The organism is Marichromatium sp. PS1 (genome assembly GCF_041155115.1).
In the GTDB taxonomy this organism is placed as follows: Bacteria; Pseudomonadota; Gammaproteobacteria; order Chromatiales; family Chromatiaceae; genus Marichromatium; species Marichromatium gracile.
Genome location: NZ_BAAFHB010000004.1, coordinates 25,923 through 40,781, shown reverse-complemented (window position 1 = coordinate 40,781; position 14,859 = coordinate 25,923). Strand labels below are relative to the sequence as shown.

Sequence of the window (14,859 nt, the reverse complement as noted above, 5' to 3'; positions counted from 1 at the left end):
TCCGACCGAGCTCAGCCGCGCCCGGGGTCGGTGGCGATTGCCGCCAGCAGCTGTCCCTGGAGGACCTCGGCGCGCGCCAGCGACACCTCGAGTATCTCGATCTCGGTCTCATCGCGCAGCGCGACATCGAGGGTGCGGCACAACCGCTGTAGCTCGACGAACCCCAGGGTCCCGGCGACACCGCTCAATGCATGTGCGAGCCGCCGCGCCTGATCGCGATCGCCCGACTGCAACGCCCGGCGTAGCTTGGCGAGATCCTCGCGATGATGCTCCGCGTACATGCCGACCAGTCGCGTATAGACCTCGCGCTTGCCATGCAGGCTCCTGAGGGCGAAGCTCAGATCGACATGACCGAGCTGGGCGAGCCGCTCCAGGACGTCGCCGGTGGCGACCTGTTCGTCCCCCTGCTCCAGCACCACAGCGCCCGCAGCGACGGCGCCCGATGGGGGCGCGCTCGGTGTCTCGGTCATGGTGCGCGAGAGCCAGTCGAGCAGGGTGGCATAGAGGGTCTGGGGGTCGACCGGCTTGGAGACATGACCGTTCATCCCCGCCGCCTCGCAACGGCGCCGGTCGTCATCATAGGCATTGGCGGTCATCGCGATGATCGGTCGCTCCTCCCAGCCGGGCAACCGGCGCAACCGCCGGGTGGCCTCGAGTCCGTCCATCTCGGGCATCTGCAGATCCATCAGGACCAAATCATAGTGAACCCGCCGCGCCATGGTCACCGCCTCGCGGCCATTGTCGGCGACGTCGACCTCCAGCCCGACATCCTTGAGGATCTCGGCGGCGACCTCCTGGTTGACCTGGTTGTCTTCCACCAGCAGCACCCGGGCACCACGATGGCGTTCGCTCAGATGCGCCGCAGCATCCCCTTCCTCGCGTGGCACACCGAGTTCGATCGGATCCTGGTTCTCGGCCTGACCGAGCCAGGCGGTGAACCAGAAGGTGCTGCCCTTGCCGGAAACGCTCTCGACCCCGGTCTGGCCTCCCATCATCAAGGCCAGCCGGCGAGTGATCGCCAACCCCAGCCCACTGCCCGAATAGCGACGGGTGGCGGAATTGTCGACCTGGGTGAAGGGCTGGAACAGCTGCTTGAGATCGGCGGGCTTGATGCCGATCCCGGTATCGGTGACGGCAAAACGGATCAACAGGCGTCTGCCACGGGTCTCGAGGACCTCGGCACGCAGCAGGATGCGGCCCTCGTGGGTGAACTTGATCGCATTGCCCAGATAGTTGAGCAACGCCTGGCGCAGTCGCGTACTGTCGCCATGGAGCACCGCCGGCAGCCCTTCGGCCTCGCAGTCGAGTGCCAGCCCCTTGGCCGCGGCCTGCGCCTGGACCAACGCCTCGACCTGGTTGAACAGCTCGGCGATGGCGAAGTCATGGGTCTCCAGCGTGAGCTTGCCCGCCTCGATCTTGGAGACGTCGAGGATGTCGTTGATGATCGACAGCAGGTGATTGGCCGCCCCCTTGATCTTGGCCAGGGTGGCACGTTGCTGCGGCGTTGCCATCTCGCGCCCGAGCAGATAGGTCAGCCCGAGGATGGCGTTCATCGGCGAGCGGATCTCGTGGCTCATGTTGGCGAGGAAGGCGCTCTTGGCCCGGCTGGCCTCCTCGGCGCGCTCACGCGCCTCGGAGAGCTGACGGGTGCGCGCGGCGACCAGCTCCTCGAGATGATCGCGATAGCGCTCGAGCTCCTCGGCGATGCGCTTCTTCTCGGTGACGTCCTCCTTGACCGCGACATAGTGGGTGATGCGCCCGTCGGGTTGACGGATCGGCGCGATCACCGCCATCTCGATGTATTCGCTGCCATCCTGACGACGGTTGACGAACTCGCCGCGCCACACCTCGCCACGGGCCAGCGTCGCCCAGAGGTCGCGATAGGTCGAGCGCGGCGTGCGCCCCGACTGCAGGATGCGCGGGTTGGCGCCGATCAGCGCCTCGCGGGCATAGCCGCTGTTGTGCACGAAGGCCTCGTTGACATACTCGATGGTGCCATCGGGGTCGGTGATGGCGATGCTCTCCGGGCTCTGCTCGATCGCCAGGGAGAGCTTGCGGATATGTTCCTCGGCGGCCTTGCGCTCGCTCAGGTCGATGTCGACGCAATACATCTGCGGCTCGCCGTCCGGGCCGCGCAACATCACGTGACTGGAGAAGACGTGCGCCGGCGAGCCATCGGCGCGACGCAGGGTCATCTCCCCGGCCGGCGGGACCGGGGCACCGTGGACCCAGGAGTCGACCGCGCTGATCACATAGTGACGCAGCGCGTCGGGAATGATCAGGTCCTCGAGCTTGACGCCGAGCGCCTCGGCCGGGCGGTAGCCGTAGAGCACCTCGCTTGCCGGGTTCCAGTAGATCACCCGACGGTTGCGATCATAGCCCTGCACCGAGATCGCCTCGACCTGCTCGAACAAGGCGTGGAACCGGGTTTCGGTATCCCAGGCCGCCTCGGCGGCGCGGCGACGCTCGGTGACATCGCGCGCACTGCCGAGCAGCGCGAACCGCCGCCCCTGCTCATCGCACAGCGGCGCACAGCTGATCTCGAACCAGCGCGACTCACCGCCACCGGGACGCTCGAGACGCTGGTCGCGGCGCGACTCGCCCCCGTCACCGAGCACCGCCGCGGCCTGCTCGCCGAGCGCGGCGGCAAAGGACGGCGGAAACAGGTCGGCCTCGGTGCACCCGATCACCTGCTCGGCGGCGATGCCGAAATGCTGCTCGAAGGCGGGATTGCAATACAGATAGCGGCCATCCAGATCCTTGACCCAGGTGGGATCGGGGAGCTGGCGCACCAGGTTCTCGAAAAAGGCCTCGGCGTTCGCGGCCTTACCGGCCCCACGCTCGCCAAGTCGGAAAAGCCATGCCATGGACTTGTCGGAAATCGCTCGATCCGTTGTTGCAAGACTCGCGCGCCTGCCGCCAGTCACGACGGGCAGGAGGTGTCGCGCACGCCCGGGTCGTCAACGTGATGTTCGTCTCCGACGACTTGCCCCACGTCACACGCTGGCGATCTCGCCCACCCCGATCAACGCGTGACGCGCCCTCCGTGACAGCGCACCCGCCGTGGTCTCTCGGCAGCATGCGCCTTGGCCATCCTTAAAGTCAGACCCCTTCGTTACATCCGGCCCGAGGGGCCGGGGTCGCTCACCTGTTTCTGGCGGCCAGCGCCGTGCTTGTCAAGCCTGGGGAGGCGCCATTCGTCTGCCCGAACATCCCCGACAGCAGGTCTGGGGAATCGGCCCGGAGGTCTACAATCGCATGTTTCGACGAGGAAAACACGACCGCCGGATGACCGTCGGCAACGCCCCACAGGGCCACCGTTCGAGCACCGACCAGACCATTGTCAACTGGAGCCATCGAGACGCAGCTGATACCATCGACTGAGAGCAGGCCCGAGGCATCCGCCCCGCGCCAGACCAGCACGGAGACCCTCAAGGTGACCCAAACCCTGGTTCGCTACTCCAAGGTCGTCGAGATCGTCGGAGACATCCTCAAGGTGAGGGTCCCGAGCCGCGGCGGCAACACTCAGACCCGTGTCGCCTTCGACGATCTGGCGCTGGTCGAGGACCCCGGTGGCTTCAGCTCGCTGGCGCGCGCCATCCGCATCGACCGCGACCTGGTCTCGCTGCAGGTCTTCGCCGGCACCAAGGGGCTCTCCACCGAGGCCTCGGTACGCTTCCTCGGGCACCCGATGCAGGTCACCTACTCGGCCAACATCCTCGGGCGGGTATTCCGTGGCGACGGCGAGCCCCTCGACACCGCCCCCGACCTCTCCCAGGACCCCAAGCTCGACATCGGTGGTCCGCCGGCCAACCCCGCGCGCCGACTGCTCGCCTCGAAGATGATCCGCACCGACGTGCCGATGATCGACGTCTTCAACTCGTTGGTCGAGAGCCAGAAGATCCCCATCTTCTCGGTCGCCGGTGAGCCTTACAACCAGCTGCTCGCGCGCATCGGCATCCAGGCCGACGCCGACATCGTGGTGTTCGGTGGCCTCGGGCTGATCTTCGACGACTATCACTACTTCCTGCGTCGCTTCGAGGATGCCGGGGTGTTCGCCCGCACGGTGATGTTCGTCAACCTCGCCTCCGACCCGGTGGTCGAGCGGCTGCTGGTGCCGGACATGGCGCTGGCGGTGGCCGAGCGCTTCGCCGTCGAGGAGGGCAAGCGGGTGCTGGTGCTCCTGACCGACATGACCGCCTATGCCGACGCCATGAAGGAGGTCGGTATCGCGATGGAGTCTGTCCCCTCGAACCGAGGCTACATGGGCGACCTCTACTCCCAGCTCGCGCGCCGCTACGAGAAGGCCGCCGACTACAAGGACGGCGGCTCACTGACCATCCTCTCGGTCACCACCATGCCCGGCGACGACGTCACCCATCCGGTCCCGGACAATACCGGCTACATCACCGAGGGGCAGTTCTATCTGCACGACGGCGCCATCGACCCCTTCGGTTCACTCTCGCGACTCAAGCAGCATGTCATCGGCAAGGTCACCCGCGAGGACCACGGCCAGATCATGAACACCATGATCCGCTTCTACTCCGGCGCCCGCGACGCCGAGCAGAAACAGGCGATGGCCTTCGAACTCTCCGAGTTCGACCACCGCCTGCTCAGGTTCGGTCGGCTGTTTCGCGAGCGCTTCATGGACATCGAGGTCAGCCTGCCGCTCGAGGCCGCGCTCGATCTCTGCTGGCAGACCCTGGCCGAGTGCTTCGAGCCCGCGGACCTGTTGATGAAGCAACAGCTCATCGACAAGTACTTCCCCCGCCTCGACGACCCGCACGACGCGGTCGCCTGACCCCGGGAGCGCGGCCATGGCACGACTGAGCCTGAGCAAGTCATCGCTGGCCAAGCAACAGCGCCAGCTGCAGACCTTCGAGCGCTATCTGCCCTCGCTCGATCTCAAGCGCCGCCAGCTACTCGCCGAGCGCGCCCGCGCCCAGGACGAGCGCACCGCGCTCGAGCAAGCCATCGCCACCCTGCGCGAACAGGTGCGCGAACAGCTGCCGATGCTCGCCAACACCGAGATCCCGCTGGCCGGACTGACCCGCGTCACCCAGATCCGCATCGACGAGGAGAATCGCATGGGCACCCGGCTGCCGCGGCTCGTCGGAGTCGACTTCGACCGTGTCGACTACGGCTGTCTGAGCCGCCCGCACTGGGTCGATCCACTGGTCGAGCGGCTCGAACAGATGCTCGAACTGCGCATCCGACTGCGTCTGCAGCAACAGCGCGTGACCCTGCTCGAGACCGCAGTGCGCAAGGTCACCCAGCGCGTCAACCTGTTCGAGAAGGTGCTGATCCCACGCACCCGCGCCCATATCAAGCGCATCCGCGTCGCCCTCTCCGACGCCGAGCGCGCCGCCGTGGTGCGTTCCAAGATCGCCAAGGCCAAGCGTCAACGGGGAGGTCTGGCATGAGCATCATGACGATGCGCCGCGTCACCCTGGCCGGACTCGCGGCCGACAAGGACGCGGTGCTCGAGCAGCTCCAGCAGCTCGGTTGCATGCACCTGGTCGAACTCGGCGCTCACCCCAGAGAGCCCGAGCGCACCCCCTCGCCCCATGCCCTGGAGGCGCGCAAGGCGCTGCGCCATCTGCGCGAGGTGCCGGACAAACGCCGCCAGGTCCGCGAGCCGACCGACTTCGACCTCGCCGCGACCATCACCCAGGTGCTCGACAACCAGCAGCGGCTGCGCGACATCAGCGATCGCCGCGACGCCCTGCGCCAGCGCCTCGCCGAACTCGAGCCCTGGGGCGAGTTCAGCCTCCCCGAGCCGGCGGCGCTCGCCGGACGCAAGCTGTGGTTCTACATCCTGCCGCTGCGTCAGCTCGACGCCCTCGCCCGACTCGAACTGCCCTGGCAGATCGTCCATCGCGACCATCGTCAGGCCTGGGTGGTGGTGATCGCCGAGCGCGAACCGCCGGCCGACGCCCTGCCGGTGGCGCGTACCCACACCGGCGCGTTCAGTCGCTCCGAGGTCGCGCGCCGGCTCGAACGCGCCGAGATCGAACTCGAGGCGGTGATCGCCGAGCGTCACGCGCTCACCCGCTGGATCTATCTGCTCTCCTCGCATCTCGCCGAGGCCGAGGACCAGGCCGGGCTCAACTACGCCCGCGCCCAGACCTATGACGACGAGGCGCTGTTCCTGGTCCAGGGCTGGGTCGCGCTCGAGGACTGCCCCGGCGTGCAGGCGCTGGCCGACCAGCTCGGCCTCGCGTTGCTGCTCGAGGCCCCGGGCGCGGATGATCAACCACCGACCCGGCTCGACAATCCGGCCCCGGTGGCCGCCGGTCAGGACCTGGTCGGTTTCTACCAGATGCCGGCCTATCGCAGCTGGGACCCGTCGCGGGTGCTGTTCTTCTCCTTCACCCTGTTCTTCGCGATGATCCTCTCCGACGCCGGCTACGCGCTGGTGCTCGGCGCCGCGCTGGCACTCGGCTGGCGCCGCCTCGGGCGCAGCGAGACCGGGGGGCGGCTGCGCCTGCTCGCGCTCGCGTTGTGCGGCGGGGCGCTGCTCTGGGGGATCCTGGTGGGGAGCTACTTCGGCGTCACGCCAGCGCCCGACGGCCTGCTCGGCCAGCTCAGGGTCTTCGATCTCGACGACTTCGCCACCATGATGTGGCTGTCGGTGGCGATCGGCGTGCTCCACCTGGTGCTGGCCAATGTCGAACGCGCGCTGAGCAGCGCTCCCGGGGCCGAGCGCCGTATCGCGCTCGCCTGGATCGCCGCCCTGCTCGGCGGCTTCGCGCTGTGGAGCGGCACCGGCCCGAGCGGACCGCTCTGGCTCGCCACCCTCGGCCAGTGGCTGCTCGGCGGCGGCCTGATCGCGCTCTTCACGCTCGGCAGCGACCGTCCGATACGCAGCCCGACCTCGGCGTTGCTACGTGTGCTCGACGGTCTGCGCCAACTGGTGCGCGTCACCCAGGCCTTCGGCGACGTGCTCTCCTATCTGCGCCTGTTCGCGCTGGGGTTGGCCTCGGCCTCGCTCGCGCTGACCTTCAACGAGCTGGCGCGCGACGTCCAGCAGGGCCAGCCCGGACTCGGACTGCTGCTCTCGATCCTCATCCTCCTCGTCGGTCACGTCCTCAACCTCGCGCTCTGTCTGATGAGCGGCGTGGTGCACGGACTGCGTCTGAACTTCATCGAGTTCTACAACTGGGCGCTGGCCGGCGAGGGCTATCCCTTCAAGCCCTTCAAGAAGACGGAGCTGAGCGAATGAACGAACTGGTGATTGCACTGGGTTGGGCGGGGCTGTGCGGTGCCATGGCGCTCGGCGCCATCGGCAGCATCATCGGCTGCGCGATCGCCGGTCAGGCGGCGATCGGCGCCATGGTCGACACCGATTCCGGCTACGGCCGCTATATCGGCATCTCGGTGATGCCCTCCTCCCAGGTCATCTACGGCATCGTGATCATGTTCACCCTGCAGCGCGAGGTCACCGTCGACACCGCCCCGGCGCTGTTCGGCATCGGCATCCTCGCCGGCCTGGCGCTGCTGTTCTCGGCGGTACGCCAGGGCCAGGCCTGTGCCTCGGCGATCCACGCGAGCAAGACCAAGCCCGAGATCTTCGGTCTGTCGCTGGCCCCGGCGGCGATCGTCGAGGGCTTCGCGGTGTTCGCCTTCGTCTTCGCGCTGGTGCTCGCCGGCGGCATCCCGGCCTGAACCGGGGGGAGCTGAACAGATGACCACCACAGACAGCGGCATCCCCGAGGGGCTCGCCTCCTCCGGTATCGAGACCCTGATCGCGCGGCTGCGCGAGGAAGGGGTGAGCGCCGGGCGCGACCAGGCCGGCGAGATCGAGCGCGCCGCGCGCCGTCAGGCCAGCGAGATCGAGCGCGCCGCCAATGAGCGCGCCGCGGCCATCGTCGAGGAGGCACGGCGCGAGGCCGAGGCCCTGCGCAAGGGCGGCGAGGAGGCGTTGCGCATCGCCATGCGCGACACCGTGCTGCGGCTCAAGTCCGAGCTCTCCGACCGCTTCAGCGACGAGGTCAAGCGGCTGATCGCCGCCGAGCTCGAACAGCAGAGCTTCCTCCAACAGTTGATCCTCGAGGTCGGTCGCGCCGCACGCGAGGAGGCCGGCATCGATGCCGGCCAGGCGGTCGACATCCAGCTGCCCAAGGCGCTGGTCGGCCCCGAGGAGTTGCGGCGCAACCCGCTGGAACTGCGCGAGGGCTCGCTGTCGCACTTCGTGCTCTCGATCGCCGGCAACGTGCTCGCCGAGGGCGTGACCTTCAGCGTCGGCGACGACGACAGCCAGGGCATCCGTCTCTCGCTGCGCGACCAGGACGTGCAGATCGACCTCACCGACGACAAGGTCGCGGCGCTGCTGCTCGCCCACCTCCAGCCTCGCTTCCGCGCCATCCTCGAGGGGATGGTGAAGTAGCGGGGTGGCGCCATGACCGACTCACACCGTTACGCCATGCTGCTGAGCGCACTGCCGGCGCACGGGGCGCTGTTCACCGCGCGCCAGACGCCGCTCTCGCGCATCCGTCTCGAACAGCGCCTGACCCAGCTCGACGCCGAGGACGCGCGCACCCTGCGCACCCTGAGAACCCTGATCGAATGGGCCGAGCAGGACCCGCACAGCAGCGACCAGGCCGTCCTCGAGCGCGCCCGGCGGCAGATCCCCACCCTGCCCGACCCCTTCGCCCGCGACCTCGCCGACTGGCGACTGGAGATGCGCACGCTGATCTGCGCGCTGCGCCGTCGCCATCGTGGCGAGCCGCCGCCGAGCGAGCGGCGCTGGGGGTACGGGCGCTGGACCGAACAGGTGCGCCGCCACTGGAACGAACCGGCGTTCCGGCTCGAACGCGCCTGCCCCTGGCTGCCGGAGGCCGCGCGCCGTCTCGACCAGGGCGATGCCATCGGCGTCGAGCGACTGCTGCTGAGGACGGTCTGGGAGCATCTCGAACGACTCCACGACGGCCACCACTTCGACTTCGCCGCGGTGATCATCTACGCGCTGCGCTGGGATCTGGTGGCCCGCTGGACCAGCTATCACCACGAGCGCGCACTGGCGCGCTTCGATGACCTGATCGAGACCGCGCTCGACGGGGTCGAACTCACCCCCGAGGCGGCGGCCTGAGCGCGCCGCGCCGATCGCCCGACCTTGCCGAAGAGGAACCCGCAATGGATGACGCGCTGACACCCCAGGTCCAGGCCGACTCGCCCGCCCGGGTGGTCTCGGTCCAGGAGAGCCTGGCCACCATCGAGGCCGGCTGGCGCAACGGTACGCGCCTGCCGCTGAAGAAGAACGAGGTGGTGTTCATCCGCCCCGAGCGTAGCGACGGGGAGCGACTCAAGTCCGAGGTGCTGCGGGTGCGCGGCGAGTTTGCCGACGTGCAGGTGTTCGAGGACACCCGCGGGGTGAGCATCGGCGATCCGGTGGAGCAGTCCGATGAGCTGCTCTCGGTCGAGCTCGGCCCGGGACTGCTCGGCGAGGTCTACGACGGCCTGCAGAACCCGCTGGAGAAGATCGCCATCACCCATGGCGTGTTCCTGCCGCGCGGGGTCGATCTCGACGCCCTCGATCGCAACCGCAAGTGGTCCTTCGTGCCGCTGGTCCAGCACGGCGCGCGGCTGCGCGCCGGCGGGGTGCTCGGCACCGTCCAGGAGGGACGCTACACCCACAAGATCATGGTGCCCTTCGATCAGGAGGGCGAGGTCGAGGTGACCTGGATCCAGGAGGGCAGTATCACCGTCGACACCCCGGTGGCGCGCATCCGCGACCGGCGCGGCCACGAGCGCTCGCTCGATCTCATCCAGCGCTGGCCGGTACGCCGCGCGCTCACCGAGCACATGCTGCGCACGCGCACCACCGAGCGGCTCTATCCGGACGAGCCGATGACCACCAGCATCCGTCTGATCGACACCTTCTTTCCCATCGCCCGCGGCGGCACCGGCTGCATCCCCGGCCCCTTCGGCGCCGGCAAGACGGTGCTCCAACACCTGCTGGCCAAGCACGCCGCCGTCGACATCGTGATCGTGGTCGCCTGCGGCGAGCGCGCCGGCGAGGTGGTCGAGACCATCAGCGAGTTCCCCCAGCTCTCCGACCCCAAGACCGGCGGCTCGCTGATGGATCGCACCATCATCATCTGCAACACCTCGTCGATGCCGGTGGCCTCGCGCGAGGCCTCGATCTACACCGGCATCACCCTCGGCGAGTACTACCGCCAGATGGGCTATCAGGTGCTGCTGCTGGCCGACTCCACCTCGCGCTGGGCGCAGGCGATGCGCGAGACCTCCGGGCGGCTCGAGGAGATCCCCGGCGAGGAGGCCTTCCCCGCCTATCTCGACTCGGCGATCCGCAGCGTCTACGAGCGCGCCGGGGTGGTGCGCACCGCCGACGCCAGCGTCGGCAGCCTGACCATGATCGGCACCGTCTCGCCGGCCGGGGGCAACTTCGAGGAACCGGTCACCCAGTCGACCCTGAGCACCGTCAAGTGCTTCCTCGGACTGTCCTACGATCGCGCCTACAAGCGCTTCTATCCGGCGATCGACCCGTTGATCTCCTGGTCACGCTATCTCGGCCAGCTCGCCCCCTGGTACGAACAACATCTCGGTGCCGACTGGAACCGTCGGGTCGAGGCGATGCAGCAGCTCCTGGTCCGTGGCGAGGCGGTGCAGCAGATGATGCAGGTCACCGGCGAGGAGGGCGTGACCACCGAGGACTACGTCACCTACCAGCAGGCGCTGCTGCTCGACATGACCTTCCTCCAGCAGGACGCCTTCGACGCGGTCGACGCGGCGGTACCACTGGCGCGACAGCGCCAGATCTTCGAGCTGATCGACAGCCTGATCGGGCGTGAGCGCGCCTTTGCCGACAAGGACGCCGCGCGCGCCTTCTTCACCCGGCTCACCGCGCTACTGAAGAACCTCAACTACGCCGCCCAGGACTCGCACGACTTCACCCGCCTGCTCGAGGAGATCGCCGCGCTCGACGAGGACACCCCGGTCGCACTGGCGGCGACCGGCTGAGTCCTTACGCCGGGTCGCGGTCCTCGCCGACGCCGGGCAGGGTGAAATAGAACTCGACCCGGCGATTGCGCGCGCGCGACGCGGCATCGATCTCCTCGACCAGCGGCTCGCTCGAGCCGACACCCTCGACCGTGATCCGCGCCGACTCGACCCCGAGCGCGACCAGCGCCGCGGCGACCGCCGCGGCGCGCGCTTGCGACAACACCAGGTTGCCCGCCGCATCGCCGCTGGCATCGGTGTGCCCACTCAGCAGCAGCTGCAACTCAGGGTGCGCCTGCAGATGCTCGGCGATCGCCGTCAGCGGCGCGATCGGCCCCTCGGGCAGCTCGGCGGCACCGGGGGCGAAACGCAACCTCTCCTCCCCCAGACTCACCAGGGCGCCACGCGGGGTGAAACGCGCACCGAGTGCGGCGTAGTCGCGCAGCAACCCGGCATGCGCCACCTCTTCATCAGCGCTCTCGACGGTCTCGACGCGTTGACCGAGTGCCGCACGCAGCCCCTCGATCCGGCGCTCCAGCGCCTCCGTCTCGACGGCCTCACGCTGCGCGCGCTCACGCAGCGCCTGCTCCAAACGCTCGATGCGCTGCTGCTGCGCCTGCCAGCGCGTCTCCTGCTCGGCCAGCGCGGCGTGCAGCGACGCCAGCGGATCGGGCGACGTCGTCTCGTCCGCGACCGCGGTGCCAGTCGACACCGTCAGGCCGCCGTCGACGACATAGACCAGGGCCAGCCCGGCGACGAACATCAGCGACAGAAAGGGAATGACGAGCCAGGCCTTGGTGGCGCTCGCCGGGGTCTGTTCAGACATGGCAGATGACTCCTGAAGACGACAACCGATGACGCAACACGCTCAATGCCCGGGCACGCAGATCCCGCGCCGCAGCACCGCCCGCAGGGTCGACCACAGAAGGATCGCGATGATGCCGGTGAGCATGGTGAGCATCGCCACGCCGAAATAGCGATAGAACAACGCCTCGGTCTGCTCGGCCATCACCATCGAGGCGATGCTGAAGGCGGCCAGCGGGAAGGAATAGGCCCACCAGGAGAGGAAGAAGCGCAGCCGCAGGAAACGCCCGGCCTGACTGAACAGCAACAGGGTCAGGAACATCGCGGCGAAATAGAGCACCAGGGCGAAGGTATCGAGGCTGTCGACCAGTCGCGTGTAGGCGATGAAACCGACCGCCGGAGGCGCGATCAGGATGAAGAGGGTCGGGGTCAGCCGGTCCTCGATCGGGTTGTGGAACAGCACGCGGTTGAAGATGATGGTCAGCAGCACCAGCCAGAACAGCACACCGACGCTGAAGAAGAACCAGGAGACCGACTCGAACCCCAGCGGCACCCCGGCGATCGGCACCAGCACATTACCCACTGCCGGGATGAACCAGGCCGGGTTCATATGCTGCACCTTGAAGTGCTCCTGATGCATCCAGGCGCTGACGATATAGAGGGTGAAGACCAGGTGCAGCCCTGCCCCCGCGAACCACAGCATCCGGCTCACCGACGGTTGCAACGGCAGATAGGCGATGGCCAGCAACAGCAGACTGATCGAGATGGTGGGAAAGAAGTTGAGCTTGACCGGGTGGCGCAACTCGGCGAGTACCGCCTGCGGATAACGCAGCAGCTTGGCGACATAGAGCACTGCCAGGGTGAGAAACAGCAGGCTGCTGAAACCAACCAGCCAGGGGGTGATCCCGAGATCCAGGCCGAGCAGGTGCTGCGCCTTCTCCCAGCCGATGGTCAGCCCACTCATCCCCATCACCATGGCGAAGAACGGGATCGGGAAGAAGGCGAGACGCCCCTGCGGCACGCCGCCGCTGGTCTGGACATCCATCTGCGCGCCGCTCACAGCGCCGACCCGAACAGCAACAGGGCAAGCGCCAACGCGGTCGCGGTCGCCGGGACGAAGGGCCAGAGCTGGGCCGGCCACGCCGGCAGTGGGCTGGTGGTCATCGCGGTACTCCTATGGATTCCACACCGGGTCGCCGGACATCGGCCCGGCGACGGCTATCGAGGGAAGGATCGAGAGGTCATGCAGTGTAGAGCCCGGCACCTCGCACACGCATTGACAAATATCACAGCTCGAAACTTGGTTATAGCGCCGCCAGCCGCCAGGCTTGAACCGCAAAGCCGCGAAGCGCGCAAAGTGAATGATGTGTGATGTCGGCGCAAGACCACAGGCAGCGGGGGTCCGCACCCACTGGTGGCTGATCGCTGGCAGCTTATTCCCCTTTGCGTCCTTGGTGTCTTCGCGGTTCAATCCCCTGGTAGCTGGTAGCTGGTAGCTGGTAGCTGGTAGCTGGTAGCTGGTAGCTGGTAGCTGGCGGCTGGCGGCTGGCGGCTGGCGGCCGTTAGAATGACCCATTCGGTCGAGACGCGATCGGGCACGATCAACGCACAGGAGAGACGACCCATGGACCAGTTCCCGGCCCTGCTGCAACACTGGCCACTACCGGCGATCGCCGCCGTGCTCACCGGTGTGCTGATCCTCGCCGTACCGCGGGTGCTCAACTATGCCGTCGCCGCCTATCTGCTGCTGGTCGGCATCCATGGTCTGCTGACGGCCTTCGCCGGCCAGCCGTTCGCGCCCCAGGCGGTGATCGCCCTGGTCGCCGGGGTGCTGATCCTGATCCGCCCCAACCTGCTGAGCTACGTGGTGGGGATCTACCTGATCCTGATCGGCCTGCTCGGCGCCGGGCTGCTGCACCCCTGATGGCGCGCCGCGTCTCGCCCCGCAATCATCCCTAGCCCCGGCCCGCCGACACGCGTGCCGGTCATCAGACGATCAGGGCCAAACGGCCCGAGAAGGACCCATGCCATCCATCGCCGTACTCGCGCCGCCGCGCTGGCGCCTCCTCCCGATCCTGTTGCTCGGTGCGCTGCTCGCACTCGCCGGCTGCGCCCAGGACGACGCCCCCGTGGAACTCCAGGGGCGCACCATGGGCACGCACTACAGCGTCAAGCTCTACGGGCTCCCCGACGCGCTCTCGGCCGAGCAGCTGCAGACGCGGATCGATGCCCGACTGGAACAGGTCAACGACCTGATGTCGACCTATCGTCCCGACTCGGAGCTGTCGCGCTTCAACGCCAGCGACTCGGGCGACTGGTTCCCGGTCTCCCTGGAGCTGGCCGCGCTGGTCGCGCTCGCCGAGCGCATCAGCATCTTCAGCATCGGCGCCTTCGACGTCACCGTCGGCCCGGCGGTCAACCTCTGGGGCTTCGGTCCCGGCCAGCCTCCCGAACAGCTGCCGAGCGATGCGCAGCTCGCCGAGGTACGCGAGCGCATCGGCTTCCCCCGGCTCGAGTACCGACTCGATCCCCCGGCGCTGCGCAAGGAGAAACCAGGCGTCTATGTCGATCTCTCCGGCATCGCCAAGGGCCATGGCGTCGATCAGGTCGCGGCGGTGCTCGAGGCGGCGGGCGTCACCGACTATCTCGCCGAGGTCGGCGGCGAGCTGCGCGCCAGCGGCACCAAGCCCGACGGCACCCCCTGGCGGATCGCCATCGAGCGCCCCGAGCCCGGCGTGCGCGAGGTCCATCGCATCGTCACCCTGCACGATGCCGCCATGGCCACCTCGGGCGACTATCGCAACTTCTACGAGCGCGACGGCAAGCTCTACAGCCATACCATCAACCCGATCACCGCGCGCCCGGTCACCCACACCCTGGCATCGGTGAGCGTGATCGCCGCCGACTGCGCCCAGGCCGACGCGCTCGCCACCGCCTTGCTGGTGCTCGGCCCCGAGGCCGGCCTCGCGCTGGCCGAGGCGCATGATATCGCCGCCTTCTTCGTCGTCCGCGAGGGCGACGGCTACAGCGACCGCGCCACCTCACGCTTCGCGGCGCTCACCGCCGAGTGATCGTCGGCGCCGGGCCCCTGCC

General features: G+C 68.2%; 12 protein-coding genes and 1 pseudogene. 10 read left to right on the top strand and 3 right to left on the bottom strand.

Annotated elements, in window-relative coordinates:
• Nucleotides 1-11 precede the first annotated feature (11 nt).
• Complete coding sequence (locus ACAM26_RS09325; RefSeq protein WP_369613501.1) at nucleotides 12-2,867, bottom strand: PAS domain S-box protein; 2,856 nt, start codon at nucleotides 2,865-2,867, stop codon at nucleotides 12-14.
• A 569-nt stretch (nucleotides 2,868-3,436) separates the two neighbouring features.
• Between ACAM26_RS09325 and ACAM26_RS09320 the strand changes: the two genes are divergently transcribed.
• Genes ACAM26_RS09320 through ACAM26_RS09290 form a run of 7 tightly spaced genes read left to right on the top strand, consistent with a single transcriptional unit; the run spans nucleotide 3,437 to nucleotide 10,983 of the window.
• Nucleotides 3,437-4,801, top strand: a complete 1,365-nt coding sequence (locus tag ACAM26_RS09320; RefSeq protein WP_123141888.1) for a V-type ATP synthase subunit B — start codon at nucleotides 3,437-3,439, stop codon at nucleotides 4,799-4,801.
• Between the two features lie 16 nt (nucleotides 4,802-4,817).
• Complete coding sequence (locus ACAM26_RS09315) at nucleotides 4,818-5,423, top strand: V-type ATP synthase subunit D (RefSeq protein ID WP_123140824.1); 606 nt, start codon at nucleotides 4,818-4,820, stop codon at nucleotides 5,421-5,423.
• The gene (locus ACAM26_RS09310) at nucleotides 5,420-7,225 is read left to right on the top strand and encodes a V-type ATP synthase subunit I (protein ID WP_123141889.1); all 1,806 of its coding nucleotides are present in this window, start codon (nucleotides 5,420-5,422) and stop codon (nucleotides 7,223-7,225) included. Before ACAM26_RS09315 ends, ACAM26_RS09310 begins: the two co-directional genes overlap by 4 nt.
• Nucleotides 7,222-7,668: an ATP synthase subunit C gene (locus ACAM26_RS09305; RefSeq protein WP_005224595.1), complete on the top strand. Its 447-nt coding sequence runs from the start codon at nucleotides 7,222-7,224 to the stop codon at nucleotides 7,666-7,668. Before ACAM26_RS09310 ends, ACAM26_RS09305 begins: the two co-directional genes overlap by 4 nt.
• 19 nt (nucleotides 7,669-7,687) lie before the next feature.
• Nucleotides 7,688-8,389, top strand: coding sequence for a hypothetical protein (locus tag ACAM26_RS09300; RefSeq protein ID WP_369613500.1), 702 nt, complete (start codon nucleotides 7,688-7,690; stop codon nucleotides 8,387-8,389).
• Between the two features lie 12 nt (nucleotides 8,390-8,401).
• Complete coding sequence (locus tag ACAM26_RS09295) at nucleotides 8,402-9,091, top strand: hypothetical protein (protein ID WP_123140827.1); 690 nt, start codon at nucleotides 8,402-8,404, stop codon at nucleotides 9,089-9,091.
• A 44-nt stretch (nucleotides 9,092-9,135) separates the two neighbouring features.
• Nucleotides 9,136-10,983 (top strand): V-type ATP synthase subunit A, encoded by a 1,848-nt coding sequence (locus ACAM26_RS09290; protein ID WP_123141890.1) that lies wholly within the window; start codon nucleotides 9,136-9,138, stop codon nucleotides 10,981-10,983.
• Between the two features lie 4 nt (nucleotides 10,984-10,987).
• Here ACAM26_RS09290 and ACAM26_RS09285 read toward each other — a convergent pair whose 3' ends face one another.
• Entirely contained in the window at nucleotides 10,988-11,788 is an 801-nt protein-coding gene (locus ACAM26_RS09285; RefSeq protein ID WP_369613499.1) for an OmpA family protein, read from the bottom strand.
• 42 nt (nucleotides 11,789-11,830) lie between these two features.
• On the bottom strand, nucleotides 11,831-12,811 hold the full coding sequence (locus tag ACAM26_RS09280) for an SLAC1 anion channel family protein (RefSeq protein WP_369613498.1): 981 nt from the start codon (nucleotides 12,809-12,811) through the stop codon (nucleotides 11,831-11,833).
• A gap of 522 nt (nucleotides 12,812-13,333) precedes the next feature.
• Between ACAM26_RS09280 and ACAM26_RS09275 the strand changes: the two are divergent.
• The 3 genes and pseudogenes from ACAM26_RS09275 to ACAM26_RS09265 all read left to right on the top strand — a co-directional run.
• Nucleotides 13,334-13,528 (top strand): annotated as a pseudogene (locus ACAM26_RS09275) (DUF3096 domain-containing protein); the annotation flags it as partial.
• 6 nt (nucleotides 13,529-13,534) lie between these two features.
• Entirely contained in the window at nucleotides 13,535-13,690 is a 156-nt protein-coding gene (locus ACAM26_RS09270; protein ID WP_338086180.1) for a DUF3096 domain-containing protein, read from the top strand.
• A gap of 100 nt (nucleotides 13,691-13,790) precedes the next feature.
• Entirely contained in the window at nucleotides 13,791-14,837 is a 1,047-nt protein-coding gene (locus tag ACAM26_RS09265; protein WP_123141894.1) for an FAD:protein FMN transferase, read from the top strand.
• The last annotated feature ends 22 nt before the right edge of the window (nucleotides 14,838-14,859 follow it).

What these genes read in the sequence shown, in the direction of transcription:
- ACAM26_RS09325 (WP_369613501.1), bottom strand. Translation starts at nt 2,867, where the DNA reads ATGGCATGGCTTTTCCGACTTGGCGAGCGTGGGGCCGGTAAGGCCGCG.
- ACAM26_RS09315 (WP_123140824.1), top strand. Translation starts at nt 4,818, where the DNA reads ATGGCACGACTGAGCCTGAGCAAGTCATCGCTGGCCAAGCAACAGCGC.
- ACAM26_RS09310 (WP_123141889.1), top strand. Translation starts at nt 5,420, where the DNA reads ATGAGCATCATGACGATGCGCCGCGTCACCCTGGCCGGACTCGCGGCC.
- ACAM26_RS09305 (WP_005224595.1), top strand. Translation starts at nt 7,222, where the DNA reads ATGAACGAACTGGTGATTGCACTGGGTTGGGCGGGGCTGTGCGGTGCC.
- ACAM26_RS09300 (WP_369613500.1), top strand. Translation starts at nt 7,688, where the DNA reads ATGACCACCACAGACAGCGGCATCCCCGAGGGGCTCGCCTCCTCCGGT.
- ACAM26_RS09295 (WP_123140827.1), top strand. Translation starts at nt 8,402, where the DNA reads ATGACCGACTCACACCGTTACGCCATGCTGCTGAGCGCACTGCCGGCG.
- ACAM26_RS09290 (WP_123141890.1), top strand. Translation starts at nt 9,136, where the DNA reads ATGGATGACGCGCTGACACCCCAGGTCCAGGCCGACTCGCCCGCCCGG.
- ACAM26_RS09285 (WP_369613499.1), bottom strand. Translation starts at nt 11,788, where the DNA reads ATGTCTGAACAGACCCCGGCGAGCGCCACCAAGGCCTGGCTCGTCATT.
- ACAM26_RS09280 (WP_369613498.1), bottom strand. Translation starts at nt 12,811, where the DNA reads ATGGATGTCCAGACCAGCGGCGGCGTGCCGCAGGGGCGTCTCGCCTTC.
- ACAM26_RS09265 (WP_123141894.1), top strand. Translation starts at nt 13,791, where the DNA reads ATGCCATCCATCGCCGTACTCGCGCCGCCGCGCTGGCGCCTCCTCCCG.